Genomic DNA, 24512 nt, shown 5'->3' with positions numbered 1-24512 from the left:
CGTCATCGCGCGGCACGCTCCGCACCCTTCCTCTTTCTCGCTGCTCTGCTCTGCTGCACCGACCCTGTTCCTCATCACCAGTACACCCACGCACCTCCACCAGGACCGGCGATCCACGTGAGTTCCTCCTCCACCCGGCACAGTCCGCACCGTGAGTCACGGCCGCGGACCACGGGTGCCTACCGTCTGGTGCGCACTCCGCCGGGTTCGGTGGATCCTCCTCTCCTGGACGCAGCCCAGCGCACGGTGGTTGACCACCCCGGCGGCCCGCTGCTGGTCCTCGCCGGGCCCGGCACCGGCAAGACCACCACCCTCGTCGAATCCGTCGCCGCGCGGGTGAACCGGGGCGCCGACCCGGCCCGCATCCTCGTCCTCACCTTCAGCCGCAAGGCCGCCGTCGAACTGCGGGACCGGATGGCCGCCCGCCTCGGGGCGGCCCGCGGCCCGCAGGCCACCACGTTCCACTCGTACTGCTACGCCCTCGTCCGGGCCCACCAGGACGCCGACCTGTTCGCCGATCCGCTGCGCCTGCTGTCCGGGCCCGAGCAGGACGTCACCGTCCGCGAGCTGCTCGCGGGCCAGCTCGACCTGGAGAAGGAGGGCCTGGCCCACGTCCGCTGGCCGGACGAGCTGCGGTCCTGCCTGACCACCCGCGGCTTCGCCGACGAGGTGCGCGCCGTGCTGTCCCGCAGCCGCGAACTGGGCCTCGGCCCGGACGCGCTGGCCGCCTTCGCCCGCCGCACCGGCCGCCCGGACTGGACGGCGGCGGCCCAGTTCCTCGCCGAGTACCTCGACGTCCTCGACGCCCAGGGCGTCCTGGACTACGCGGAGCTGGTGCACCGCGCGGTCCTCCTCGCCGAGCGTCCCGAGGTGGCGGCGCAGCTCGCGGGGAACTACGACGCGGTGTACGTCGACGAGTACCAGGACACCGACCCCGCCCAGGTGCGCCTGCTGCACGCGCTGGCGGGCAACCGGGGGCGCGCGCCGGGGTACGCCCGGGAGCGGGGGGCGGACGCGGGGGCCGGGCGGACGCTGATCGCCTTCGGCGACCCCGACCAGTCGATCTACACGTTCCGGGGAGCCGACGTGAACGGCATCCTCGACTTCCCGGACACCTTCCGCCGGGCGGACGGGCGCCCCGCGCCCGTGGGCGTCCTCACCACCTCCCGCCGCTCCGGGTCCGGACTGCTGGCCGCGACCCGGCTGCTCACCCGCCGGATGCCGCTGACCCGGCTGCCCGGCGACACGGTCCGCGCCCACCGCGAACCGCACGCCGTCCGGGACGGCGGCCGTGTCGAGACGTACACCTACCCGACGGCGTCCACGGAGCTGGAGAACATCGCGGACCTGCTGCGCCGCGCCCACCTGGAGGACGGGGTGCCATGGCAGGAGATGGCCGTGCTGGTACGGGCCGGAGGCCGCTCGCTGCCCGCCGTCCGCCGCGCCCTCACCTCCGCCGGCGTCCCCCTGGAGGTCGACGGCGACGACCTGCCGCTGCGCCACGAACCGGCCGTCGCCCCACTGCTGACCGCCCTGCGGACGGTGGCCGCGGCGGCGCTGCACACCGCGCGGACCACCGGGCGCGCAGAGGACGAGGAAGAGCCGGTCACCACCTCCTGGCTCGATTCCGAGACCGCCCTCACCCTCCTCGCCTCCCCGCTCGGCTCCATGGACGCCGCCGACCTGCGCCGCCTCGGCCGGGCCCTGCGCGACGAGGAACGCGCCGCCGGGATCCGGGTCCCCGCCCCCTCCGACGCACTGCTGGCCCGCGCGCTGGCCGAGCCCGAACGGCTCATCACGCACGATCCGGCGTACGCCCACGGCGCGCAGCGCCTCGGCGCGCTCCTGCGCAAGGCCCGCGAACTCCTCGAAGGCGGCGGCACCGCCGAGGAGGCCCTGTGGACCCTGTGGAACGGCACCCCCTGGCCCGGCAGGCTGGAGCGGGCCGCGCTACGGGGCGGGGCGGGCGGGCGCAACGCCGACCGCGACCTCGACGCGGTGTGCGCCCTGTTCGACACGGCCGCCCGCGCCGAGGAGCGCACCGGCGGGCGCGGGGCCCTCAACTTCCTCGAAGAGGTCGACGCCCAGGACATCGCCGCCGACACCCTCTCCCGGCGGACCGCCCGCCCCGACGCCGTACGCCTGATGACCGCCCACCGCTCCAAGGGCCTGGAATGGCGGCTCGTCGTCGTCGCCGGAGTCCAGGAAGGCGTCTGGCCCGACCTGCGCCGCCGGGGCTCCCTCCTGGAAGCGGACCGGATCGGCCGCGACGGACTCGCCGAACCCCTCACGCCCGGGGCCCTCCTCGCCGAGGAGCGCAGGCTCTTCTACGTCGCCGCCACCCGCGCCCGCGAGCGTCTGATCGTCACCGCCGTGAAGGCCCCCGCCGACGACGGCGACCAGCCCTCCCGCTTCCTGACCGAGCTGGGCGTCGAACCCCGCGACGTCACCGGCCGCCCGCGCCGCCCCCTCGCCGTCGCCGCGCTCGTCGCCGAACTGCGCGCCACCACGGTCGACCCGGCCGCGTCCGACGCCCTGCGGGAGGCCGCCGCCCACCGCCTCGCCCGGCTCGCCGCGCTCACCGACGACGAGGGGCAGCCGCTGGTGCCCGCGGCCCACCCGTACCGCTGGTGGGGCCTGGCGGAGCCGACCCGCTCCGCCGTGCCGCTGCGCGACCGCGACCAGCCCGTCACCCTCTCCGGCAGCGCGCTGGACCAGCTCGCCAACACCTGTGCCCTCCAGTGGTTCCTGGGCCGCGAGGTGAAGGCCGACGCCCCGGCCACCGCGGCCCAGGGGTTCGGCAACGTCGTCCACGTACTCGCCGACGAGGTCGCCTCCGGCCGTACGCCCGCCGATCTCGACGTCCTCATGGAACGCCTGGACTCCGTGTGGAACGGTCTCGCCTTCGACGCCCCCTGGAAGTCCGCACAGGAGAAGGAGCACGCCCGCGCCGCCCTGGAACGCTTCGTGCACTGGCACGTCCTGGACCGGGGCGGCCGCACCCCCACCGCGAGCGAGCACGACTTCGACGTGACGCTGGAGGCGGGGGAGTACGCCGTCCGCATCCGGGGCTCCATGGACCGGGTCGAACAGGACGCCGATGGCCGGGCGTACGTCGTCGACTTCAAGACCGGCAAGGGCGCGCCCACCAAGGACGAGGTCGCCGCCCACTCCCAGCTCGCGGTCTACCAGCTCGCCGTCCGTGAGGGCGCGGTCGACGAGCTCTTCGACGGCCGGCGGCCCGAACCCGGCGGCGCGGAGCTGGTCCAGCTCCGCCTGCCCGCCCCCATGAAGGAGGGCGGCGACGCCTTCCCCAAAATCCAGGCCCAGGAACCGCTGGCCGGCGAGTGGGTCTCCGACCTGCTCGCCACCGCCGCCGGAAAGGTCCTGGACGAACGCTTCACGCCCACCACCGGCACGCACTGCGCCAACTGCACCTTCCGGGCCTCGTGCAGCGCGCAGCCGGAGGGGCGCCAGGTGGTGGAGTAGCGCCAGGTGGTGGAGCAGGGCCAGGTGGTGGAGCAGGGCCGTGGTGGCTTGGCGCCAGGCGGTGGCGCAGCGCCTTTCGTGGGCATCGGCGTGGGTTGTCGGTGGGCCCGGTTACCGTTGACCGGGTGTCCTCACGCATCACCGATCCCGAGCAGCTCAAGGAGCTCCTCGGGATCCCGTTCACCCCGGAGCAGACGGCCTGCATCACCGCGCCGCCCGCCCCGCAGGTGATCGTGGCCGGAGCCGGGTCGGGCAAGACCACGGTGATGGCCGCCCGCGTGGTCTGGCTGGTCGGCACCGGACAGGTCGCACCCGAGCAGGTCCTCGGCCTCACCTTCACCAACAAGGCGGCGGGCGAGCTGGCCGAGCGCGTCCGCAAGGCGCTGATCGCCGCCGGGGTCACCGACCCCGACGTCATCGACCCGGACCACCCCCCCGGCGAACCCACCATCTCCACGTACCACGCCTTCGCCGGCCGCCTTCTCACCGAGCACGGACTGCGCATCGGCCTGGAGCCCACCACCCGCCTCCTCGCCGACGCCACCCGCTATCAGCTGGCGGCGAAGGTGCTGCGCGAGGCGCCGGGCCCGTATCCGGCGCTCACCCGGTCCTTCCCCACCCTGGTCAGCGATCTCCTGGCGCTCGACGGGGAGCTGTCCGAACACCTCGTACGCCCCGGGGCGCTGCACACGTACGACACCGAGCTGCTGCACGCCCTGGAACACGCGAAGCTCAGCAACGCCGACCTGCGCAAGATGCCCGAGACCGCCGAGGCCCGCCGCTCCCTCCTCGCCCTCACCGAGCGCTACCGGGCCGCCAAGCGCAGCCGGGACCTGCTGGACTTCGGCGACCAGATCGCCCTCTCCGCGGAGCTGGCCCTCACCCGGCCCGAGGTGGGGGCGATCCTGCGGGACGAGTTCCGGGTGGTCCTCCTCGACGAGTATCAGGACACGTCGGTCGCCCAGCGCCTGCTGCTCTCGGCGTTGTTCGGCGGCGGTACGGGACCGGGGGCGGCCGGCCACCCACCCACCGGCCACGCGGTCACCGCCGTGGGCGACCCCTGCCAGGCGATCTACGGCTGGCGCGGCGCGTCCGTCGCCAACCTCGACGACTTCCCCGAGCACTTCCCGCACGCCGACGGCACCCCCGCCACCCGCTACAGCCTCAGCGAGAACCGCCGCAGCGGCGGCCGCCTCCTCCAGCTCGCCAACGGCCTCGCCGAACCGCTGCGCGCCATGCACGAGGGCGTCGAGGCGCTGCGCCCCGCCCCGGGCGCCGAGCGCGACGGCCTCGTCCGCTGCGCCCTGCTGAACACGCACACCGAAGAGATCGAGTGGCTCGCCGACTCCCTCGCCCACCTCGTGCGCACCGGCACCCCGCCCGGCGAGATCGCCGTCCTGTGCCGCACCGCCGGGGACTTCCCCCAGATCCAGGCGGCCCTGGTCGCCCGGGACATCCCGGTCGAGGTGGTCGGCCTCGCCGGGCTGCTGCACCTGCCCGAGGTGGCCGACCTGGTCGCCGTCTGCGAGGTCCTCCAGGACCCGGGCGCCAACGCCTCCCTGGTCCGCCTCCTCACCGGACCGCGCTGGCGCATCGGCCCCCGTGATCTCGCGCTCCTGGGCCGCCGCGCCCGCCTCCTCGTGCACCGGGCCGGCCACGCGGACGACGCCGACGCGGACCAGCGGCTCGCCGGCGCGGTCGAGGGCACGGACCCGGCCGAGGTGATATCGCTCGCGGACGCGCTGGACACCTTCCTGGTCGCGGGGGACGCGGCCGACGACGGGCTGCCGTTCTCCGCCGAGGCCCGCGTCCGGTTCGCCCGCCTCGCCCGGGAGCTCCGCGACCTGCGCCGCTCGCTCGCGGACCCCCTGATGGACGTCCTGCACCGGGTCCTGGCCACCACCGGCCTTGAGGTCGAGCTGTCCGCGTCCCCGCAGGCGCTGGCCGCCCGCCGCCGCGAGACCCTCGCCAACTTCCTGGACACGGCGGCCCGCTTCGCCTCCCTCGACGGCGAGGCGTCGCTGCTCGCCTTCCTCGGCTTCCTGCGGACCGCCGCGCAGTACGAGAAGGGCCTCGACAACGCGCTGCCCGGCGGCGAGAACACCGTCAAGGTCCTCACCGCCCACAAGTCCAAGGGCCTGGAGTGGGACGTCGTCGCCGTGCCCGGCCTGGTCACGGGCCAGTTCCCCAGCGGCCGGTCCCGGGACGCGTGGACCGCCCAGGCCGCGGTGCTCCCGCACGCCCTGCGCGGTGACGCGGCGACGCTCCCGGCCCTGGACGCCATGGACGGCCTCGACGCCAAGAGCCTCAAGGCGTTCAAGGAGGAGATGAAAGAGCACCAGCACACGGAGGAACTGCGCCTCGGGTACGTCACCTTCACCCGCCCCCGCTCCCTGCTCCTCGGCTCGGGCCACTGGTGGGGCCCGTCCCAGAAGAGGACGCGCGGCCCGTCCGCCTTCCTCGACGCGCTGTACGAGCACTGCGCGGCGGGCCACGGCGAGATCGAGGCCTGGGCGGACGAGCCCGCCGAGGACGAGGAGAACCCGGCCCTCGCGGCGCCCGGCACCGACCTGGCCTGGCCGCTCCCGCTCGACGCCGACGCACTCGCCCGCCGCCGCGCCGCCCGGGACACGGTGCTGGCTCACCTGGAGCGCCTGGCCGCCGACGGAGAGCTTCCGCAGGAGCACGCGGAACCGGCGTACGAGCACGCGGAACCGGCGTACGAGCCGGAGACCGAGGAGACGCCGATCGACTGGGACGACTGGGACGAGCTCGCCACCGCGCGACCTACGGGCCCTCCGCACATCCCGGCCGCCCGCCACCCCCAGGAAGCGACTGCCGCCCGCCACCCCCAGGAAGCGGACCCCGCACCGTCCGGCCCCATGGAACGGCTCACACCCGAGGAGGCCCGCACCCTCGCCTCCTGGGACCGGGACCTGGAATCCCTGGCCGGGGAGCTGCGCCGAGCCCGTGCCACCGTGCGCGAGGTCCTCGTGCCCGCGTCGCTCTCCGCCACCCAGCTGCTGCGGCTGGCCGAGGACCCCGACGCCTTCGCCCAGGAGCTGGCCCGGCCCATGCCCCGCCCGCCGGGGCCCGCCGCCCGCCGGGGCACCCGGTTCCACGCCTGGGTGGAGTCGCGGTACGAGGAACTGCCGCTGCCCATGCTCGGCCCCGACGAGCTGCCCGGGGGCGACGAGAGCGACGCGGAGATCGCCGACGAGCGGGACCTCGCCGAGCTGAAGGAGGCGTTCGAGCGCACCGCGTACGCCCGGCGCACGCCGTACCGGGTCGAGACCCCGTTCCAGATCACGCTGGCGGGCCGGGTGATCCGGGGCCGCATCGACGCCGTGTACCGCACGGGCGACACCTACGAGATCGTCGACTGGAAGACCACCCGCCACCGCACCGCCGACCCGCTCCAGCTCGCCGTCTACCGGCTGGCCTGGGCCGAGCTGCACGATCTGCCGCTCACCGCGGTCACCGCCGCCTTCCTCTACGTACGCAGCGGGGAAACCGTCCATCCGCAGGGGCTGCCCGGCCGGGCCGAGCTGGAGCGGATCCTGCTGGACGAGCCGGCCCCCGAGGGCGGATAGGCTCAAGCGCATGAGCGAGACCCCGGACAGCGCCGTCCGTACGTACACCGAACAGCACCGCGCAGCCTTCCTCGACGACCTCGCGGAGTGGCTGCGCATCCCGTCCGTATCCGCGCAGCCGGAGCACGACGGGGACGTACGGCGCAGCGCCGAGTGGCTGAGCGCCAAGCTCAAGGAGACCGGCTTCCCGGTCACCGAGATCTGGGAGACCCCCGGCGCCCCCGCGGTCTTCGCCGAGTGGCCCAGCGAGGACCCGGGCGCCCCGACGGTCCTGGTCTACGGCCACCACGACGTGCAGCCCGCCGCCCGCCAGGACGGCTGGTCGACCGACCCGTTCGAGCCGGTGATCCGGGACGGCCGGATGTACGGACGTGGCGCGGCCGACGACAAGGGCCAGGTGTTCTTCCACACCCTCGGGGTCCGCGCCCACCTCGCCGCGACCGGCCGTACCACCCCGGCCGTCCACCTCAAGCTGCTGATCGAGGGCGAGGAGGAGTCCGGCTCCCCGAACTTCCGCGCCCTGGCCGAGGAACGCGCGGACCGGCTCGCCGCCGACGCGGTGATCGTCTCGGACACCGGCATGTGGGACGAGGACACCCCGACCGTCTGCACCGGCATGCGCGGCCTCGCGGAGTGCGAGATCGAGCTGTACGGCCCCGCCCAGGACATCCACTCCGGATCGTTCGGCGGAGCCGTCCCCAACCCGGCCACCGAGATCGCCCGCCTGGTCGCGGCCCTCCACGACGAGGACGGCAGGGTCGCGGTCCCCGGCTTCTACGACGGTGTCACCGACCTCACCGACACCGAGCGGGCGCTCTTCGCGGAGCTACCCTTCGACGAGGCCACCTGGCTGCGCACCGCGAAGTCCGGGGCCGCGTCCGGCGAGGCCGGGTACTCCACGCTGGAACGCGTCTGGGCCCGCCCCACCGCCGAGGTCAACGGCATCGGCGGCGGCTACCAGGGCGTCGGCAGCAAGACGATCATTCCCTCCTCCGCCCTGGTGAAGATCAGCTTCCGGCTGGTCGACGGCCAGGACCCCGACCGCGTACAGCGGGCGGTCCGCGCCTGGGCCGAGGCCCGCATCCCGGCGGGCGTCCGGCACCGGATCGACTTCCAGCCCGCCACCCGACCCTGTCTGACCCCGCTGGACCACCCCGCCCTGCAGGCCGTGACCCGCGCGATGGGCCGGGCCTTCGGGAAGAAGATCCTCTTCACCCGCGAAGGAGGCTCGGGCCCCGCCGCCGACCTCAGGGACGTGCTCGGCGCCCCCGTCCTCTTCCTCGGCATCTCCGTACCCTCCGACGGCTGGCACGCCCCCGACGAGAAGGTCGAGCTGGACCTCCTCCTCAAGGGCGTGGAGACGACCGCCCACCTGTGGGGCGAGCTGGCCACGGCACTGAGCTGAACGCCCGGAACTCCGCTGAATCCTCTGCACACCTCCACGTACCTGTGCACACCCGATCCACCCAGGGGGAGTAGGAAGCACCTGTGAGCACCTTCGACAACGCCACCGCAGACCGCCCGATCGGCCTCACCGCGCGGAGCGGCATCGACCGCGCGGCACACCACCGCCTCGACGAGGCGTGGCTCGCCGTGGCGTGGAGCCACCCGACGACCCGTGTCTTCGTCGTCTCCGGCGGGCAGGTGCTGATCGACGACACCGCCGACGGTGGCACCGAGATCGTCATGACCCAGGCCTTCGAGGCCCCGGTCACCGAGACCCACCGGTACTTCCTCGGCACCGGCGAGGACGGCGTCAGCTACTTCGCGCTCCAGAAGGACACGCTGCCCGGCCGTATGGACCAGTCGGCCCGGCCCGCCGGACTCCGCGAAGCGGGTCTCCTCCTCGGCCCCCGCGACGCGGGTCTGATGGCGCACGCCGTCGCCCTGGAGAACTGGCAGCGCCTGCACCGCTTCTGCTCCCGCTGCGGCGAGCGCACCGTCATCGCGGCGGCCGGCCACATCCGCCGCTGCCAGGCCTGCGGCGCCGAGCACTACCCGCGCACCGACCCGGCGGTCATCATGCTGGTCACCGACGACCAGGACCGGGCCCTGCTGGGCCGCCAGGTGCACTGGCCGGAGGGCCGCTTCTCCACGCTCGCCGGGTTCGTCGAGCCGGGGGAGTCGATCGAGCAGTCCGTGGCCCGCGAGGTGTACGAGGAGGCCGGGATCACGGTCGGTGAGGTCGAGTACATCGCCAGCCAGCCGTGGCCGTTCCCCTCCAGCCTGATGCTCGGCTTCATGGCGCGGGCCATCTCCTTCGACATCACCGTCGACGGCGAGGAGATCGAGGAGGCCCGCTGGTTCTCCCGCGAGGACCTCACCGCCGCCTTCGAGTCCGGAGAGGTCATGCCCCCGTTCGGCATCTCGATCGCGGCCCGCCTGATCGAGCTCTGGTACGGCAAGCCGCTCCCGAAGCCCGGCGGCGCGAAGCGGACCGGCTGAGCGGTGTGAAGCGGACCGGCCGACCAGGGTGAAGCGGACCGGCTGAGCACCACCCCGGGACACAGGACTGCCCCCGGCGATGCCGGGGGCAGTGGTGCGCGCGACAGGCAGTCGTTCCAACGGCCGGATCAGGCGGCGAGCGCCTGCTTCACCTGCGCGAGCGACGGGTTCGTCATGACCGACTCGGTGCCCGAGGGGGCCACGATCAGCAGCGTCGGGACCGTCTGGTTTCCGCCATTCGCCTTCTCGACGAACGCGGCCGACTCCGGGTCGTGCTCGATGTTGACCTCGTTGTACGCGATGCCCTCGCGGTCCATCTGGCTCTTCAGCCGGCGGCAGTAGCCGCACCAGGTGGTGCTGTACATCGTCACAGTGCCCGCCATGTCGCTGGCGCTCCTTCGTCTCGTCCGTACCGCTGCGCGGCCGGCAGCGTCACGTGCGGTCCGGCCACAGTCCGCAGCCGTCCCGCACGGTTGAGGAACGTACGGGAGGCCTCCACCATTCCCATCGCACCGGCGCCCGGCCCCGAACCACACGGAACCGGTACGACGAATACCTCACCCCTGTGGACAACCGCCGCATCCGCCCCCTGGGACCTGGCAGCATGGCGGGGTGACAGCAGCAACGCACTCCACTCTCTTCCCACAGGTTCCCGAGACCCCGGACGCCGTGCTCGACGGGCTCGACCCCGAGCAGCGCGAGGTGGCTCTCGCCCTGCACGGACCGGTGTGCGTGCTGGCCGGAGCCGGTACGGGCAAGACCCGCGCGATCACCCACCGCATCGCGTACGGGGTGCGGGCGGGCATCCTCCAGCCGGCCACCGTGCTCGCCGTCACCTTCACCAACCGGGCCGCCGGCGAGATGCGCGGCCGCCTGAGACAGCTCGGCGCGACCGGCGTCCAGGCGCGGACCTTCCACTCCGCCGCCCTCCGACAGCTCCAGTACTTCTGGCCGAAAGCAGTCGGTGGTGAGCTGCCCCGGCTGCTGGAGCGGAAGGTGCAGCTGGTCGCCGAGGCCGCCGCCCGCTGCGAGCTCCGGCTCGACCGCAACGAGCTGCGGGACGTCACCGGCGAGATCGAGTGGGCCAAGGTCACCCGGACCGTCCCCGCCGACTATCCGGCGGCGGTCGCCAGGACCCAGCGGGACACCCCCCGCGACCCGGCGGTCCTCTCCCAGATCTACTCCATGTACGAGCAGCTCAAGCGCGACCGCTCGGTGATCGACTTCGAGGACGTGCTGCTGCTCACCGTCGGCATCCTCCAGGACCGGAGCGACATCGCCGAGCACGTGCGCGGCCAGTACCAGCACTTCGTCGTCGACGAGTACCAGGACGTGAGCCCGCTCCAGCAGCGGCTGCTCGACCTCTGGGTCGGCGACCGGGACGACCTCTGCGTCGTCGGCGACGCCAGCCAGACGATCTACTCCTTCACCGGGGCCACCCCCGACCACCTGCTGAACTTCCGCACCCGCCACCCCGGGGCGACCGTGGTCAAGCTGGTGCGCGACTACCGCTCCACCCCCCAGGTCGTCCACCTCGCCAACGGCCTGCTGAGCCAGGCCCATGGCAAGGCCGCCGACCATCGGCTGGAGCTGGTCTCCCAGCGCGACAAGGGCCCCGAGCCCGTCTACACGGAGTATCCCGACGAGCCCACCGAGGCCGAGGGCACCGCCCGACGCATCCGCGACCTCATCGCCGCGGGCGTGCCGGCCGGCGAGATCGCCGTGCTCTACCGCGTCAACTCCCAGTCGGAGGTCTACGAGCAGGCCCTCGCGGACGCCGGCGTGCCCTACCAGCTGCGGGGCGCCGAGCGGTTCTTCGAGCGTGCCGAGGTCCGGGAGGCGGGCACCGCCCTGCGCGGCGCGGCCCGCGCCGGACGTAACGACTCCCTGCTCGACGACGCGGAGGGGCTGCCGTCCCAGGTGCGGGCGGTGCTCTCCACCAAGGGCTGGACCAGCCGTCCGCCCGCCGGGTCGGGGGCCGTGCGCGACCGCTGGGAGTCGCTGGCCGCGCTGGTGCGCCTCGCGGAGGACTTCGAGACGGCCAGGCCGGGGGCGACCCTGACCGACCTGGTCCGTGAGCTGGACGAGCGGGCGGCCGCCCAGCACGCCCCGACGGTCCAGGGGGTGACCCTGGCGTCGCTGCACTCGGCGAAGGGCCTGGAGTGGGACGCCGTGTTCCTGGTCGGCCTGACCGAGGGCATGATGCCGATCGCCTATGCCAAGACCGACGAGCAGGTCGAGGAGGAGCGGCGGCTGATGTACGTCGGGATCACCCGGGCCCGCGTCCACCTCTCGCTCTCCTGGGCGCTGTCCCGGTCGCCGGGCGGCCGGGCGAGCCGACGGCCGACCCGCTTCCTGAACGGGCTGAGGCCGGGCTCGGCGCCCTCGGGCGTGCGGAGCGGGGCCGGCGGCGGCGGAGGAATCGACCGGGGCACCGGCCGGGCCGCGGCGGCGAGCCGGACCCCGGCGGTCGAGCGGAAACACCGGGGGCCGGTGCGATGCCGGGTCTGCGGACGGACGCTCACCGACGCGGGCGAGATGAAGCTGATGCGCTGCGAGGAATGCCCCTCGGACATGGACGAGGCGCTGTACGGGCGGCTGCTCGACTGGCGCGCCGCCCAGGCGGCCCTGCTGGGCCAGCCGGACTTCTGCGTGTTCACCGAGAAGACGCTCATGGCGATCGCCGAGGCCGTGCCGTCCACCGAGGGCGAGCTGGTCGTCATCGCCGGCGTCGGCAACCGGAAGCTGAGCCGCTTCGGCACCGACGTTCTGGCCATCTGTGCAGGTGAGGCAGTTGATGGCGAACCCGAGGAGGGCGTCGACGCGACCTGAGAAAAACTCGTCCAGAAAATAGTTTGCGCCCGCCCCAGTCGTCACCATAGGTTCTTAACCACGGGAACAGCGACTTCTCTGAAGCCCTGATTCCGTGCTGTACTTATCCGAATACGCAGGACCGGTCCCGGCCGGTCCCCAGAGACGCCGAGAGGAGGCGATTGAAGTGATCAGCATCATCGAAACCCAGAAAATGACCGATCTCTCGGTCGTCTCCGCCTGCTCGCTCGGCCTCACCCGCTCCTCGGCTGCTTCGCTCCGCGCCACCGGTCTGTCCGGCATCTCTGCCGCCCGTCCGCTGTCCCTGGCGAGCCTCCCCGTGATGCGGGAGCGCAATGAGCGACCGATCGAGGCACCGGCGGCAGCAGTAGCGAAGGCAGCACAGGCTCAGGCCTATGCCTTTGCGGCAGCCGGTGCCGGAGTCAAGAAGCAGACGCAGCAGCACCACACGATGTGGGCCTTCCGTGGGCCTGAACCCTGGAGCGATCCAGCCTGATCCAGCATCAGGTCGGCGCCTTCAGGGCCGCGGAACCCCACTCGGGATCCGCGGCCCTTTTGTTTTGTCCGAACGGACGAGACGGAACGAAGGAGCCTCGGGACAAGCAGGACCTGGTACCAGCAGCCGCCAACCGGCCAACAGGCCGGCACGACCAGACGAGGACACCACCCACCGTGCACATCGAAACGCACGCCCCGTCAGTACCGCTTTCCGACTCGATCTCGCCGCCCGGCTCCACGGAGGACTCCACCTTGACCCCGCTCACCACGCTCACCGCGCTCGACGACGCCATCGAGAACCTCGGCGTACCCGTCCCCTGCCGTTCCTACGACCCGGAGGTCTTCTTCGCCGAGTCGCCGGCCGACGTCGAGTACGCCAAGTCCCTCTGCCGCACCTGCCCGCTCGTCGAGGCCTGCCTCGCCGGGGCGAAGGACCGCCGCGAGCCGTGGGGTGTCTGGGGTGGCGAGCTCTTCGTCCAGGGCGTGGTCGTGGCCCGCAAGCGTCCGCGTGGCCGTCCGCGCAAGAACCCGGTCGCAGCGTGATCGCGACCTGTGGGGTCCCCACCCCCACACGCGGACTGCGCCTCGGAACGATCGACCGTCCCCAGACCCATGACCCCCGGAATCAGGCACCAATGATCACCCCCACGAAGGAGCCGGTCGGCTCCGCCACCCCCGACGTCACCATCATCGGCGCGAACGACCCGCGTCAGAACAGGACCCGCGAAATGCAACTCATCCCAGAAGCCCTGGCGCGTGCGCATATGCGCGACCGCCTGCGGGAGGCCCAGGAGGACCGACAGTCGGCCCGCCTGGTCGCCGCCCGCCGGATGCAGCGCCGAGCGGAGCGCGCCTCGCTGCGCGCCCGCCGTGCGCTGGCCATGGCGGTCATGCACTGACCGTGCAGCCATCACCCCACCGCGGGGCCGTCCGTATCCGGGCGGCCCCGCGGTGCGTTGTGCGCTCGACCGTCCGGTCACGGGGATATCGTCAGGAGGTGGACGAGGAGACCCATCCCCCCGGACAACCCGCCGCGAAAACCGTGGAGTGCGCCCGCTGCGGCACTGCCGCCGAAGGCGGCACGGCCCCTCCGACCTGGCTCTGCGCCGTGGAGGACGGACGCCGGCTCCACTTCTGCGAGGGCTGCGCACGCCTCCACATCCGCGCGATCGAAAGCCGCCTCGACTCACTCTGGTGGTAACCGGCCCACCCTCAGTCCCAGGCCGAGGCTCCGACCCCAGGCCCCGGCTCCGGCCGAAGCCCCGTCCTACGCCTCGACTGTCTGGCCCTCCGGCTCCGGCTCGCCCTCCTCCTCGGCGTACTCCGTTGCCTCCGCGTCCATGCCCTCCGCGAGGAACCCCGGCAGCCACGCTTCGAGCTCGTCGCGCAGCCGTACCGTCGCGCCGAGCTGGCACAGCACCCCGATCGTGCTGAGCGTCACCCGGTGTATGAGGACGTAGGACGGGGGGAGGTTCAGCTGCTTGCCGAGCTGATGGGCGGGGGAGCGCGGATCGGCTATCCGGGCCGCTTGTTCACGGATCCAGCCCCGGCTGAAGACGAACTCCTCCACCTGCGTGGGTTCGATGATCGGGAGCAGGTAGTCGACCACGTCGTCCGGGTCCAGCTCGATCGACTCCTTCACGAAGCCCTCTGCGCGCAGCAGCCCGTACACCCCCGCCGCGTCGCCCTCCAGCGTCAGCCGCAAGGAGTCACCGATGGTCTGCGGCAGCCCGCCCGGAAGCCGGTCGACCGTGCCGAAGTCCAGCACCCCCAGCCGCCATGAGCCGACCGGACCGGCTCCCTCCTCCGCGTGTTTCACCTGCTCTGCGTGCTCCGTACGGTCCGTGCGCTCCGCGTCGTCCGCCGCCGGGGGCAGCAGCCGGAAGTTGCCCGGATGCGGATCGGCGTGCAGCAGCCCGGTGCGTGCCGGACCGGAGAAGAGGAAGCGGGCCAGCAGTTGCCCCGCACGGTCCCGCTGCTCCGCAGTGCCCTCCGCGATGACCTCGGACAGCGGGATCCCGTCGATCCACTCCGTCACCAGCACCTGGTCGGACTGGTGCACCATCTGAGGGATCACCACATCCGGGTCGTCCGCGAACTCCGCCGCGTGCTCCCGCTGCGCCTGCGCCTCCAGTTCGTAGTCCAGCTCCTCCGACACCCGGTCGCGCAGTTCCTTGATCAGAGGCTTGACGTCCATCCCCGGGACCAGCGGGCCGAGCAGCCGGGCGAAACGGCTGAGTTGGGCGAGGTCGGAGAGCAACGCCTCGCCCGCGCCGGGATACTGCACCTTCACGGCGACCTCGCGGCCGTCGTGCCACACCGCCCGGTGCACCTGCCCGATCGAGGCGGCAGCCGCCGGTGTGTCCTCGAACTCCAGGAAATACTCCCGCCAGTCCTCCCCCATCCGTTCGGCGAGAACCCCATGGACCGTGCGCGCGGGCAGCGGCGGCGCGGCCTCCTGAAGCTTGGTCAGCGCGGCCCGGTAGGGGCCGGCGACCTCATCGGGCAGAGCCGACTCGAAGACGGAGAGGGCCTGGCCCAGCTTCATGGCCCCGCCCTTCAGCTCGCCCAGGGTCTTGAACAGCTGGTCCGCCGTGCGCTGCTGCACCTCACGGGCGACCAGCTCGGCCGACTTTCCGCCGATCCGCCTGCCCAGCCCCCAGGTGGCACGACCGGCGAAGCCGAGCGGAAGCGCGGCCAGCTTGGCCGTACGCGTAACCGCCTTCCGGGGAAGATCAGACATGTGCCCCTCCAGTTCCCAGACTGCCGTGCCGCGGGGCCTCCGGTGTCACTCCGGCGACGGCGGTCACCTCGCCATTGTGTCCTGTGCCCGAACACCACCGGAGGCCCGTTCCCCCGTAGGGCCTCCGGCCGCCCCGCAGGAACATTCCGCGTGCGGGCCGATCGCCTCGGAACGCCAGTCCAGCAGCGGCAGAGCGGCCTCCCAGCGAGTTCCGGTACTTGCCGGGAGGTCCCCGTCCAGAAACGCCAGGGCATGTGCAGCGGCGAGACCGGCGACCGCCGTCGCGAGCCCCAGATCGCAGGCGGGCACGGCTCCCCGTCGCCCGGAACGCCACTGCGCCAGCATCCGGGGCCACTGCGGATCCCGTTCCGCACGGTGCAGCTCCAGGCAGCCCGCGCAGCCGGTGCCCCCGGGCAGGACGAGAGGCCCGACCACCCCCGTGGCCTCGATCACGCCCGCATAGAGATGAGGAGTACCCGACGCGATCCAGGGTCCGGCCGTGTCCGGGACGGGTGCGTACACCGCGAGACCGTCCCGGGGAGCGACGACGATCAGGGACAGGCCGGGCTGTCCGGCACTCCCTGCCAGGCCGGCCCCCGCCCCAGCCGCTGCCGGGTCTCCTCCCGGGTGCCCCGCCCCCGCCGAGCCCGTCCCGGTGCGGCCCGTCCCCGTCCCGTCCGCCTCCGCTCGCCGGGGGGTGGGCCCGGGGGCGGACCGGCGGACGAGCCGACGGGCCGCCACGTCGCGCCGTTCGCCCACTGATGCCGGGGGGAGGCCCCCGGGTGCCACGTCCCAGGGTTCGGCCCGGCCTCCGTCGAGCACTTCCACCTGCCCCACCCCCGCACCGGACAGCACCGAGGCGATGGACGCCCCGACCCGGCCCGCTCCCCGTACCTGGACCCGCATCGCCCGCCGGGCCGCCATCCGGCGCAGTCCGCCGCCCGGTTCGGGGCGGACGACCGACAGCGAGGCCACATCGGAACGCTGGCGGTCCATCACCTCGACGCGCCTGCGCAGGGCATCGGCTCCCGGACCGGCCGACCTCGGGTCGTCCAGGAGTCCGGCCCCCGCCAACCGTGCCAGCAGGACGTTCACATGACGTTCCGGCAGGTCGAGTGCGCGTGCCTCCTCGTGCAGGAGTGGCAGACCACGTGTGCCGTCGAGCAGTTCCAGAAAGCTCCCTGTGGCGATGTCCACCGGTCCGAGCGTCACGGCATGTGCGGGTGTCACACCGAATTGCACGGTGTTCCGTCCGCGCCAGGCGCGACGCAGTGCGGGCTTCAGCATCGGATACATGACCTCTCCCCCCGAGCGGTGTCGCGGGCACGGGTGCGCTCGCAGACCGGGTGATCCGCGGAGCCTTCCCCGCAGGACCTCTGCCAGAATGCGGGTCCGCGTCGAACCGTGCGCGGAGTTGTCCACAGGCACGGGTCATTAGTCGTTCAATCCGCTCATCGTTCACATGGTGCGAGCTGTGGGACGGATCGCCGCCGAACCGTTCGCGGGGCGGGACTTCCCCCACGGACAGCGGGTAACGTCGTGGCGTGCCCGCCGACCCGTCGTCCGGCTTTGCCGGGGAGACCTCCGCGCGCAGCGCCGGTAGCCATCAGCGCAGCGCGGCAGCCCATCAGCCCCGCGCTTCGGTGACGAGCGCGGTCGAGGTCCGCAGAAGCAGCCGGCGCAGGAGAACGGTCTCCGCGTACCGGGAGGGCGACCGCACGATCGTGCTCATCCCCGCCCGGATGTCGGAGGCGGAGGAGCGGCGCTGGGTGGGGGTGATGCTGGACAAGCTCGCCGCCCAGGAGAACAAGCGTGTCCTGGGTGACACCGAGCTCGCGGAGCGAGCCGTACGGCTGTCCGCCCAGTATTTCGACGGTCGCGCCCAGCCCCTCTCGGTGCGCTGGGTGACCAACCAGAACACCCGCTGGGGCTCGTGCACCCCGGCCGAGGGCAGCATCAGGCTCTCGCACCGGCTGCAGGGCATGCCGGAGTACGTTGTCGACTACGTGCTTCTCCACGAGCTGGCGCATCTGCTCGTTCCCGGACACGGTCCGGGGTTCTGGCGGCTGTTGGAGGCCTATCCGCGCACCGAGCGCGCCCGTGGGTATCTGGAGGGCGTGGTGGCGGCCGATCAGCTGCCCCACCTGCCCCGCCTGCCCGCCGCCCGCGAGGAATGACCGGGCCCGTTCGCGCTTGCCGATTCTGTACCGGGTGTGTACCGGCTTGGTCCGACGTCCTTGTTTGCGGTTAGCCTGACGCGACGCATTTACCTTCGGGATGGGGGACGGTCGTTACGCATGGCCAGGGAATTCCAACGCGGCCACAAGGCCAAGATCAGTGATCTCACGCCAGGGACGGATCTGTACGTAGGCGTGCAGATCGCAGCTCCGGGGCTGACCTTCGACATCAGCTGCTTCGGCCTCGACGCCCATGAGCAGCTCTCCGACGACCGGTACTTCATCTTCTTCAATCAGCCGAAATCGCCTGAGGAGTCCATCCAGCTCCTCGGTGCGCAGTCCGGTGACACCGAGTCCTTCCGCGTCACGCTCGACCGCATTCCGGCAGCCATCCAGAAGCTCTCCTTCACCGCGACGCTCGACGGATCCGGGCAGATGTCCCAGATCGGTCCGGGGTACATCCGGATCGTCGCGGGCGGCGAGGAAGTGGTGAGGTACGCCTTCACCGGATCGGAGTTCACCACCGAGCGCGCGGTGATGCTCGGCGACTTCTACCTGAAGGACGTCTGGCGCTTCGCCGCCGTCGGCCAGGGCTTCGACGGTGGTCTCGACGCGCTCCTGAAGAACTTCGGCGGCGAGGTCGCCGAGGAAGAGGCGCCGCCCGCCGCCGTCCCGGGCTTCGCTCCGCCGCCGCAGGCCGCCGCGCCCCCGGCCTTCGGCGCACCGCCCGCGCCCCAGGCCCCGCAGCCCGCGCCGGCCTTCGGCGCCCCGTCCGCGCCCACGCCGCCGCCCGCGCCGCAGCAGCCGATGCACGAGGCACCGACGATCGCGGCCCCGCTGGCTCCCCCGGCACCGCACGCCCCCGCGGCTCCGCAGGCGCCCCAGGCTCCGTCCCCGTACGGCCAGCCCCAGCAGCCCCAGCAGCCGCAATTCGGCCAGGTCCCGGGCCAGGGCGCCCCGCCCGCCGCTCCCTACGGTCAGCAGGCTCCCGCTCCCTACGGTCAGCCCGCGCCGGCCCCGTACGGTCAGCAGCCCCCCGGCTCCATGCCCCCGGGCGTCCCGCAGGGCGTGCCCCAGGGAGTGCCGGCCGCGGGCGCGGGTCTCCAGGCAGCCCTGCAGCTGTACAAGGAGACCCCGACCGGGCAGCGCTGGACCTCGCAGAACCAGCAGCTCATGCGGGTCGACCTGACCATGGGCGGAGCCGGAGTCCTGGCCCGCCAGGGCAGCATGGTGATGTATCAGGGCAAGGTGGACTTCGGCTACAAGGGCGCCGGCTTCGTCGGCCGCGCCGTGGGCAACGCCACCGGCCAGGAAATGCAGCTGATGCGCTGTACCGGCCGCGGCCAGGTCTTCCTCGCCGAGGAAGGCTCGCACCTGCACCCGATCGAGCTGCAGGGCGATGCGATCTGCGTCTCCGCCGAGAACGTCCTCGCCTTCGACGAGTCCCTCCAGCACGAGGTCCGCAGGGTCGAGGGGCACGGCATCCCCGGCGGCGCCCTGTTCACCATGCAGTTCCAGGGCACCGGCACCGTGGTCGTGAAGACCCACGGCACCCCGGTCGTCCTGCCGGTCACGCCCACCACGTTCGCCGACTGCAACGCCGTCGTCGCCTGGTCGGCCGCCTCCCAGGTGATCGTCTCCAGCCAGGTCCGGCTGCGCCGCAACGCGTACCCCGGACACAGCGGGGAAACCGTGAACCTCCAGTTCCGGGGAGCCCCCGGCAACTTCATCGTCGTCCAGCCCTACGAGGTCTGAGGGAGCCCGTCATGAACCAGCAACTCGCGGGCTACGCCCCGACCCCTGTCACGGCCCGTATGGAGAACCACGGCAAGACCATGCTCAAGGTCGCCATGGCCTCCGGGCAGGACCTCTTCGCGCGCACCGGCTCGATGGTGGCGTATGAGGGCTTCATCCAGTACGAGCCCAACCCGCCCGCCGTCCGGCAGATCGCCTCCCAGTGGATCACCGGCGAGGGCGCACCCGTCATGAAGTGCTCCGGAGACGGGCTGCTCTACCTCGCCGACTACGGCGCCGACGTGGTCGTCATCAACCTCAACGATGACTCCCTCTCCGTCAACGGCACGAACCTCCTCGCCTTCGACGCCCACCTCACCTGGGGCGTCGAGAAGGTCAAGGGAATGGCCAAGTTCGCCGGGCAGGGCCTGTGGAACGTCGTCGTCCAGGGCACCGGGTGGGTCGCCATCACCTCCCGGGGCACCCCGATCGTCGTCGACTGCGGACGCGGCGAGGACGAGACCTACGTCGACCCGGACGCGCTCGTCGCCTGGTCCCCGAACCTCAAGGTGAAGGGCAAGCGCAGCTTCAAGGCCGGTTCGCTGATCGGCCGCGGCAGCGGCGAGGCGTACCAGATGGCCTTCTCCGGCCAGGGCATCGTCGTCGTCCAGCCGAGCGAGGACAGCACGGACCGCCTGCGGATCCAGAACTGAGGGGGAGGGAGAACACATCATGCAGAGTCCGCTTTTCAGCCACACCGAGCAGCAGACCCAGGGCCGGTACGCGATCCAGAACCCGCAGCTCCTGCGGGTCTCGCTGACCGGCCAGGACGACGTCCTCGCCCGGAAGGGCGCGATGGTCGCCTACCAGGGCCTGATGGACTTCGACGGGGAATACCAGTTCCAGGGCCGGCAGAGTGCCCTCGCGCACACCGGCGAGGGCCTCGACCTGATGCGCGTGTCCGGCCAGGGCGTCGTCTACCTCGCCAACCTCGCGCAGTACATCCACGTCGTGGACGTCGACCGCGAGGGGATCACCGTGGACAGCTCCTACGTCCTCGCGCTCGACTCCTCGCTGAACACCGAGGTCATCGCGGTGGACAGCCAGTACGGGATCTCCGGCAGCGGCAAGTACCAGCTCAACATCTCCGGCTCCGGCAAGGTCGCCCTCATGACCTCGGGTCAGCCGCTGATGATGCAGGTCACGCCCGAGAAGTACGTCAACGCGGACGCCGACGCGATCGTCGCCTGGTCCAGCTCCCTGCGCGTGCAGATGCAGGCCCAGACGCACTCCACCGGTGTCTTCAGGCGCCGCGGCGACACCGGCGAGGGCTGGGAGCTGAGCTTCCTCGGCCAGGGCTTCGCCCTGGTCCAGCCGAGCGAGGTCATGCCTCCGCAGAACGCCCAGATCGGTCAGGGCGCCCGCGCCCAGTTCGGCATGGGCCAGCAGGGCGCGCACGGCCAGAACCAGAACAACGCCTGGAACTGACCGGCACCCGCAGAGCACAGCGGTAAGGGGCGGCCACAGGGAGGCCGCCCCTTACCCATATCCGTTGAGCCTGCGGCTACAGCCGGGACCGCGTCGCCTCCAGCAGCCGTACGACGGACGCGTCGGCCACCCCGGGCACGTCCTCGTAGCCGAACCAGCGCAGCTCCAGGGATTCCTCGCTGATCCGCTCCGCCGCCCCGGCCGGAGCCAGAGCCGCGTACTGCACATCGAGGTGCCAGTTACAGGGAGACGGAATGGGGTGCCGGTCCAGCCGGGCCGGTCCGCCGGGCAGCAGGGTGAGCCCCGTGATGCCGGACTCCTCCGTCGCCTCACGGAGCGCCGCTGCCTCCAGAGTGGCGTCCCGCTCCTCGCAGTGGCCGCCCATCTGGAGCCACATGCGGAGCTTCCGGTGCAGAGTCAGCAGCACCCTCTCCCGCTTCGGATCGATCACCAGGGCGCTGGCCGTCAGGTGCCCGGCCCCGCACGCCTTCCACATGCCGTCGTCGTGCCGCGCCAGGTGATCCAGGTAGGCCCGGCGCAGCTCCGCCTGATCGCCGGCCTCGTCCTCGGGGGCGTACCCCTTCAGTACGAGCGTGGCATCGTCGTGCAGGGTCACTGGTCGCGGCCGTCCTTGCCCTCGCCCTTGCCCTCGTCGTCCTTGCCCTCGACGGGCTTCGGCTCCGGGGCGTCCGCCGCCGGCTTGCCGGAGCCCTTCGCCGCCTCGCCGAGCATCTTGTCCAGCTCGGAGAAGTCGGCCTGCTCGTGATGGACGAATCCGTCCGGGTCATCCAGGTCGTGGGCCGTCGGCAGCATGTCCGGGTGGGACCAGAGCGCGTCCCGGCCCTCCAGGCCCCGGGCGTCCGTGAGCGAGGCCCACAGGCGCGAGGCGTCCCGCAGCCGGCGCGGGCGCAGCTGGAGGCCGATGAGCGTGGCGAACGTCTGCTCGGCGGGTCCGCCGGAGGCGCGGCGCCTGCGCATCGTCTCGCGCAGTGCGTCGGCCGAGGTCAGCCGGGACTTCGAGGCCTCGTGGACCACCGCGTCCACCCAGCCCTCCACCAGCGCGAGAGCCGTCTCCAGGCGGGCCAGGGAGGCCTTCTGCTCGGGCGTGTCCTCGGGCTGGAACATGCCCTGCTGAAGGGCGTCCTGCAACTGCTCCGGCTGCGAGGGGTCGAACTGGCCGACGACGTCCTCCAGCTTGCTGGTGTCGACCTTGATGCCACGGGCGTACGCCTCGACGGCGCCGAACAGATGCGACCGCAGCCACGGCACATGGGCGAAGAGCCGCTGGTGAGCGGCCTCGCGCAGGGCCAGATACAGCCGGACCTCGTCCTGCGGGACGCTGAGGTCCTTGCCGAACTTCTCCACGTTCAGCGGGAGCAGCGCGGCCTTGCCCGCCGGCCCCAGCGGCAGTCCGATGTCGGTGGACCCCACCACCTCACCGGCCAGCACGCCCACGGCCTGCCCGATCTGCTGGCCGAACATGGCGCCGCCCATGGACCGCATCATGCCGATCAGCGGGCCCGCCATGGCCTGCATCTCCTCGGGCAGCACATCGCCCATCGCCAGGCCCACCCGCTCGGCCACCGGGTCGACCAGCTGCTGCCAGGCCGGCAGCGAGGCCTCGACCCACTCCGCGCGGCTCCACGCCACGGTGGAGACCGAACCGGAGGGCATCGACGTGACGCCGTCCAGCCAGAGGTCCGCCAGCCGCAGCGCCTCGTCGACCGCCGTGCGCTCGGACGGGCCGACGCTGGCGTCCTTGGTGCCGTCCGGGGTGCCCTGCGAGACCGTCTGGCGGGCGATCTGCTTGGCCATGTCCCAGTTCACGGGACCGCCCTCGTAGCTCAGCATCTGGCCGAGCTGCTGGAAGGCCGCGCCGAGATCGTTCGGATTCATCGAGCCGAACATTGCGGCGAACGGGTTGTCCCCGCCCGCCCCCGGCCCGAATCCGAACGGACCTGTGGGCCCGCTCGCGCTCTGCCCACCTTCGGTGGGGTCCTTCTTCTTGCCCTCGTCGCCGTTCTCCGGCTCCTCCGGCGGAAGGCCGAATCCGAATGGGGTGTCACTCACGGGTTTCCTCGGCTCGTAGGGCCGCCGGCTCGAACCGACGGCGACTGCCCGACATCACCATCCAGCGTAGACACCACGCCCGCTTCGGGCCTCAGTGCTCCGCCGACTCCCGGCCTGCGGCAGGATGGACGCCACCTGGTACGTACGCGTCATTCGGGTACGTACTGAAGACAACCGCTGGAGACGCCCGGTGAGTTCCCCAGATCCGCAGGTTCGCGCAGCGCGAAACCTGACCGACCCCTCGCCCGAGAGCACACCCGAGAAGAAACGCCCCAGGCCCCCCAGAAATCGGGGCCCCGTCGTCGCGGTCACCGGCGCCGCCACCGGCATCGGCGAACTTCTGACCGCCCACCTCGCCGCATCCGACGCGATCAAGCAGGTCATCGCGATCGACGAGCGCCGCGGAGAGGTCTCCGAGGCGACCTGGCACATCCTGGACGTACGGGACCCGGCCATCGCCGAGAAGCTGCGCGGCGCGGACGTCGTCGTGCACCTGGCCCTCGACCTCGACCTGGAGACCGACCCCGCCGCCCGCACCGCGTACAACGTACGCGGCACCCAGACCGTGCTCACCGCCGCGGCCGCCGTCGGGGTCCACCGGGTCGTGCTGTGCACCTCGGCGATGGTCTATGGGGCGCTCGCCGACAACGACGTGCCGCTCTCCGAGGACGCCGAGCTGCGCGCCACCGCCGAGGCCACCGGCGTCGGCGACCTCCTGGAGATCGAGCGGCTCGGCCGCCGGGCCCCGCGCGCCCACCCCGGGCTCAACGTCACCGTCGTGCGCCCCACCGTCCTGGTCGGCGGCACCGACACCGCCCTGACCCGCTACTTCGAGTCCCCGCGCCTCCTGGTCGTCGCCGGATCACGCCCCACCTGGCAGTTCTGCCATGTCGAGGACCTGGTGACCGCCCTGGAGTACGCCGCCCTGGAGAAGATCGACGGCGAGTTCGCGGTCGGCTGCGACGGCTGGCTGGAGCAGGAGGAAGTCGAGGAGCTCAGCGGCGTACGACGGATGGAGCTGCCCTCCGCTGTCGCGCTCGGGGCAGCCGCCCGGCTCCACCGGATCGGCCTCACCCCGTCCCCGGCGGGCGACCTGGCGTACACGATGCACCCCTGGGTGGTCAGTGTCAGCCGGCTGCACGATGCGGGATGGCGGCCGAAGTGGACGAACGAAGGGGTGCTCGGCGCCCTCCTCGAAGAGGTCGAGGGCCGCCACACCCTCGCCGGACGGCGCCTCGGCCGTAAGGACGCCACCGCCGCCGGAGCCGCCGGAGCCACGGTCGCCCTGCTCGGCGCCGCCGCCGTGGTACGCCGCGCCCGCAAGGCCCGCCGTCGCATCTGACCGCCCACCGCGCCCACGGGCCCCTGTAGGAGGCTCCAAACCGGCCGGCCGGCCGCCGGTAGAACAGGCAATACCGGGATGTCGGTGCCGTGCGGCACGAT

19 protein-coding genes are annotated in these 24512 nt (G+C 72.4%); 14 read left to right on the top strand and 5 right to left on the bottom strand.

Going from position 1 to position 24512, the window contains the following annotated elements; genetic code table 11:
• Positions 1-117 precede the first annotated feature (117 nt).
• From ACGF2Y_RS24325 to nudC, 4 genes are all read left to right on the top strand, one after another.
• Complete coding sequence (locus ACGF2Y_RS24325) at positions 118-3489, top strand: ATP-dependent helicase (RefSeq protein ID WP_392951124.1); 3372 nt, start codon at positions 118-120, stop codon at positions 3487-3489.
• Positions 3490-3614: 125 nt separating this feature from the next.
• Positions 3615-7082 (top strand): UvrD-helicase domain-containing protein, encoded by a 3468-nt coding sequence (locus ACGF2Y_RS24320; protein ID WP_392951121.1) that lies wholly within the window; start codon positions 3615-3617, stop codon positions 7080-7082.
• Positions 7083-7092: 10 nt separating this feature from the next.
• On the top strand, positions 7093-8487 hold the full coding sequence (locus tag ACGF2Y_RS24315) for a dipeptidase (RefSeq protein WP_392951118.1): 1395 nt from the start codon (positions 7093-7095) through the stop codon (positions 8485-8487).
• Between the two features lie 83 nt (positions 8488-8570).
• On the top strand, positions 8571-9527 hold the full coding sequence (gene nudC / locus ACGF2Y_RS24310) for an NAD(+) diphosphatase (protein ID WP_392951116.1): 957 nt from the start codon (positions 8571-8573) through the stop codon (positions 9525-9527).
• A gap of 128 nt (positions 9528-9655) precedes the next feature.
• Here the strand turns inward: nudC and ACGF2Y_RS24305 are convergent, their stop codons facing one another.
• Positions 9656-9910, bottom strand: coding sequence for a glutaredoxin domain-containing protein (locus tag ACGF2Y_RS24305; RefSeq protein WP_006127421.1), 255 nt, complete (start codon positions 9908-9910; stop codon positions 9656-9658).
• A gap of 229 nt (positions 9911-10139) precedes the next feature.
• Between ACGF2Y_RS24305 and ACGF2Y_RS24300 the strand changes: the two genes are divergently transcribed.
• The 5 genes from ACGF2Y_RS24300 (at position 10140) to ACGF2Y_RS24280 (ending at position 14058) form a co-directional block, all read left to right on the top strand.
• On the top strand, positions 10140-12359 hold the full coding sequence (locus ACGF2Y_RS24300) for an ATP-dependent DNA helicase UvrD2 (protein WP_392951114.1): 2220 nt from the start codon (positions 10140-10142) through the stop codon (positions 12357-12359).
• A 166-nt stretch (positions 12360-12525) separates the two neighbouring features.
• Positions 12526-12855: a hypothetical protein gene (locus ACGF2Y_RS24295; protein WP_392951111.1), complete on the top strand. Its 330-nt coding sequence runs from the start codon at positions 12526-12528 to the stop codon at positions 12853-12855.
• 176 nt (positions 12856-13031) lie between these two features.
• Positions 13032-13400, top strand: a complete 369-nt coding sequence (locus ACGF2Y_RS24290; protein WP_103530816.1) for a WhiB family transcriptional regulator — start codon at positions 13032-13034, stop codon at positions 13398-13400.
• The gene (locus ACGF2Y_RS24285; RefSeq protein ID WP_392951106.1) at positions 13397-13756 is read left to right on the top strand and encodes a hypothetical protein; all 360 of its coding nucleotides are present in this window, start codon (positions 13397-13399) and stop codon (positions 13754-13756) included. The genes ACGF2Y_RS24290 and ACGF2Y_RS24285 overlap by 4 nt, the downstream gene beginning before the upstream one ends.
• A 98-nt stretch (positions 13757-13854) precedes the next feature.
• On the top strand, positions 13855-14058 hold the full coding sequence (locus tag ACGF2Y_RS24280; protein WP_392951104.1) for a hypothetical protein: 204 nt from the start codon (positions 13855-13857) through the stop codon (positions 14056-14058).
• Positions 14059-14124: 66 nt separating this feature from the next.
• Here ACGF2Y_RS24280 and ACGF2Y_RS24275 read toward each other — a convergent pair whose 3' ends face one another.
• Positions 14125-15600, bottom strand: a complete 1476-nt coding sequence (locus ACGF2Y_RS24275) for an ABC1 kinase family protein (protein WP_392951101.1) — start codon at positions 15598-15600, stop codon at positions 14125-14127.
• A gap of 63 nt (positions 15601-15663) precedes the next feature.
• Positions 15664-16896, bottom strand: a complete 1233-nt coding sequence (locus ACGF2Y_RS24270) for a ThiF family adenylyltransferase (protein ID WP_392951099.1) — start codon at positions 16894-16896, stop codon at positions 15664-15666.
• Between the two features lie 248 nt (positions 16897-17144).
• Between ACGF2Y_RS24270 and ACGF2Y_RS24265 the strand changes: the two genes are divergently transcribed.
• The 4 genes from ACGF2Y_RS24265 to ACGF2Y_RS24250 all read left to right on the top strand — a co-directional run bounded on the left by ACGF2Y_RS24265 (position 17145) and on the right by ACGF2Y_RS24250 (position 20999).
• Positions 17145-17777 carry a M48 family metallopeptidase gene (locus ACGF2Y_RS24265; protein WP_392951096.1) on the top strand — a complete coding sequence of 211 codons (633 nt, stop codon included), beginning with the start codon at positions 17145-17147 and terminating at the stop codon, positions 17775-17777.
• A 120-nt stretch (positions 17778-17897) separates the two neighbouring features.
• Positions 17898-19532, top strand: coding sequence for a TerD family protein (locus tag ACGF2Y_RS24260; RefSeq protein WP_392951093.1), 1635 nt, complete (start codon positions 17898-17900; stop codon positions 19530-19532).
• An 11-nt stretch (positions 19533-19543) separates the two neighbouring features.
• Positions 19544-20224: an AIM24 family protein gene (locus ACGF2Y_RS24255; protein WP_392951090.1), complete on the top strand. Its 681-nt coding sequence runs from the start codon at positions 19544-19546 to the stop codon at positions 20222-20224.
• 19 nt (positions 20225-20243) lie between these two features.
• A complete protein-coding gene (locus tag ACGF2Y_RS24250; RefSeq protein ID WP_392951087.1) occupies positions 20244-20999 on the top strand; it encodes an AIM24 family protein in 756 nt (251 codons plus the stop codon).
• Between the two features lie 76 nt (positions 21000-21075).
• Here ACGF2Y_RS24250 and ACGF2Y_RS24245 read toward each other — a convergent pair whose 3' ends face one another.
• Together ACGF2Y_RS24245 and ACGF2Y_RS24240 are read right to left on the bottom strand one after the other, a co-directional pair.
• The gene (locus tag ACGF2Y_RS24245; RefSeq protein ID WP_392951085.1) at positions 21076-21615 is read right to left on the bottom strand and encodes an NUDIX hydrolase; all 540 of its coding nucleotides are present in this window, start codon (positions 21613-21615) and stop codon (positions 21076-21078) included.
• Entirely contained in the window at positions 21612-23069 is a 1458-nt protein-coding gene (locus ACGF2Y_RS24240) for a zinc-dependent metalloprotease (RefSeq protein WP_392951083.1), read from the bottom strand. Before ACGF2Y_RS24240 ends, ACGF2Y_RS24245 begins: the two co-directional genes overlap by 4 nt.
• A gap of 190 nt (positions 23070-23259) precedes the next feature.
• Between ACGF2Y_RS24240 and ACGF2Y_RS24235 the strand changes: the two genes are divergently transcribed.
• A complete protein-coding gene (locus tag ACGF2Y_RS24235) occupies positions 23260-24411 on the top strand; it encodes an SDR family oxidoreductase (RefSeq protein WP_392951080.1) in 1152 nt (383 codons plus the stop codon).
• The last annotated feature ends 101 nt before the right edge of the window (positions 24412-24512 follow it).

Source organism: Streptomyces sp. NPDC048142, from assembly GCF_043202835.1.
Lineage (GTDB): Bacteria > Actinomycetota > Actinomycetes > Streptomycetales > Streptomycetaceae > Streptomyces.
The sequence above is the reverse complement of the archived record's forward strand: the minus strand, read 5'-3'. Positions and strand labels throughout refer to the sequence as shown.

Coding starts and splice junctions, on each gene's coding strand:
- ACGF2Y_RS24305 (WP_006127421.1), bottom strand. CDS start 9,910: ATGGCGGGCACTGTGACGATGTACAGCACCACCTGGTGCGGCTACTGC.
- ACGF2Y_RS24260 (WP_392951093.1), top strand. CDS start 17,898: ATGGCCAGGGAATTCCAACGCGGCCACAAGGCCAAGATCAGTGATCTC.
- ACGF2Y_RS24275 (WP_392951101.1), bottom strand. CDS start 15,600: ATGTCTGATCTTCCCCGGAAGGCGGTTACGCGTACGGCCAAGCTGGCC.
- ACGF2Y_RS24270 (WP_392951099.1), bottom strand. CDS start 16,896: ATGTATCCGATGCTGAAGCCCGCACTGCGTCGCGCCTGGCGCGGACGG.
- ACGF2Y_RS24315 (WP_392951118.1), top strand. CDS start 7,093: ATGAGCGAGACCCCGGACAGCGCCGTCCGTACGTACACCGAACAGCAC.
- ACGF2Y_RS24250 (WP_392951087.1), top strand. CDS start 20,244: ATGCAGAGTCCGCTTTTCAGCCACACCGAGCAGCAGACCCAGGGCCGG.
- ACGF2Y_RS24255 (WP_392951090.1), top strand. CDS start 19,544: ATGAACCAGCAACTCGCGGGCTACGCCCCGACCCCTGTCACGGCCCGT.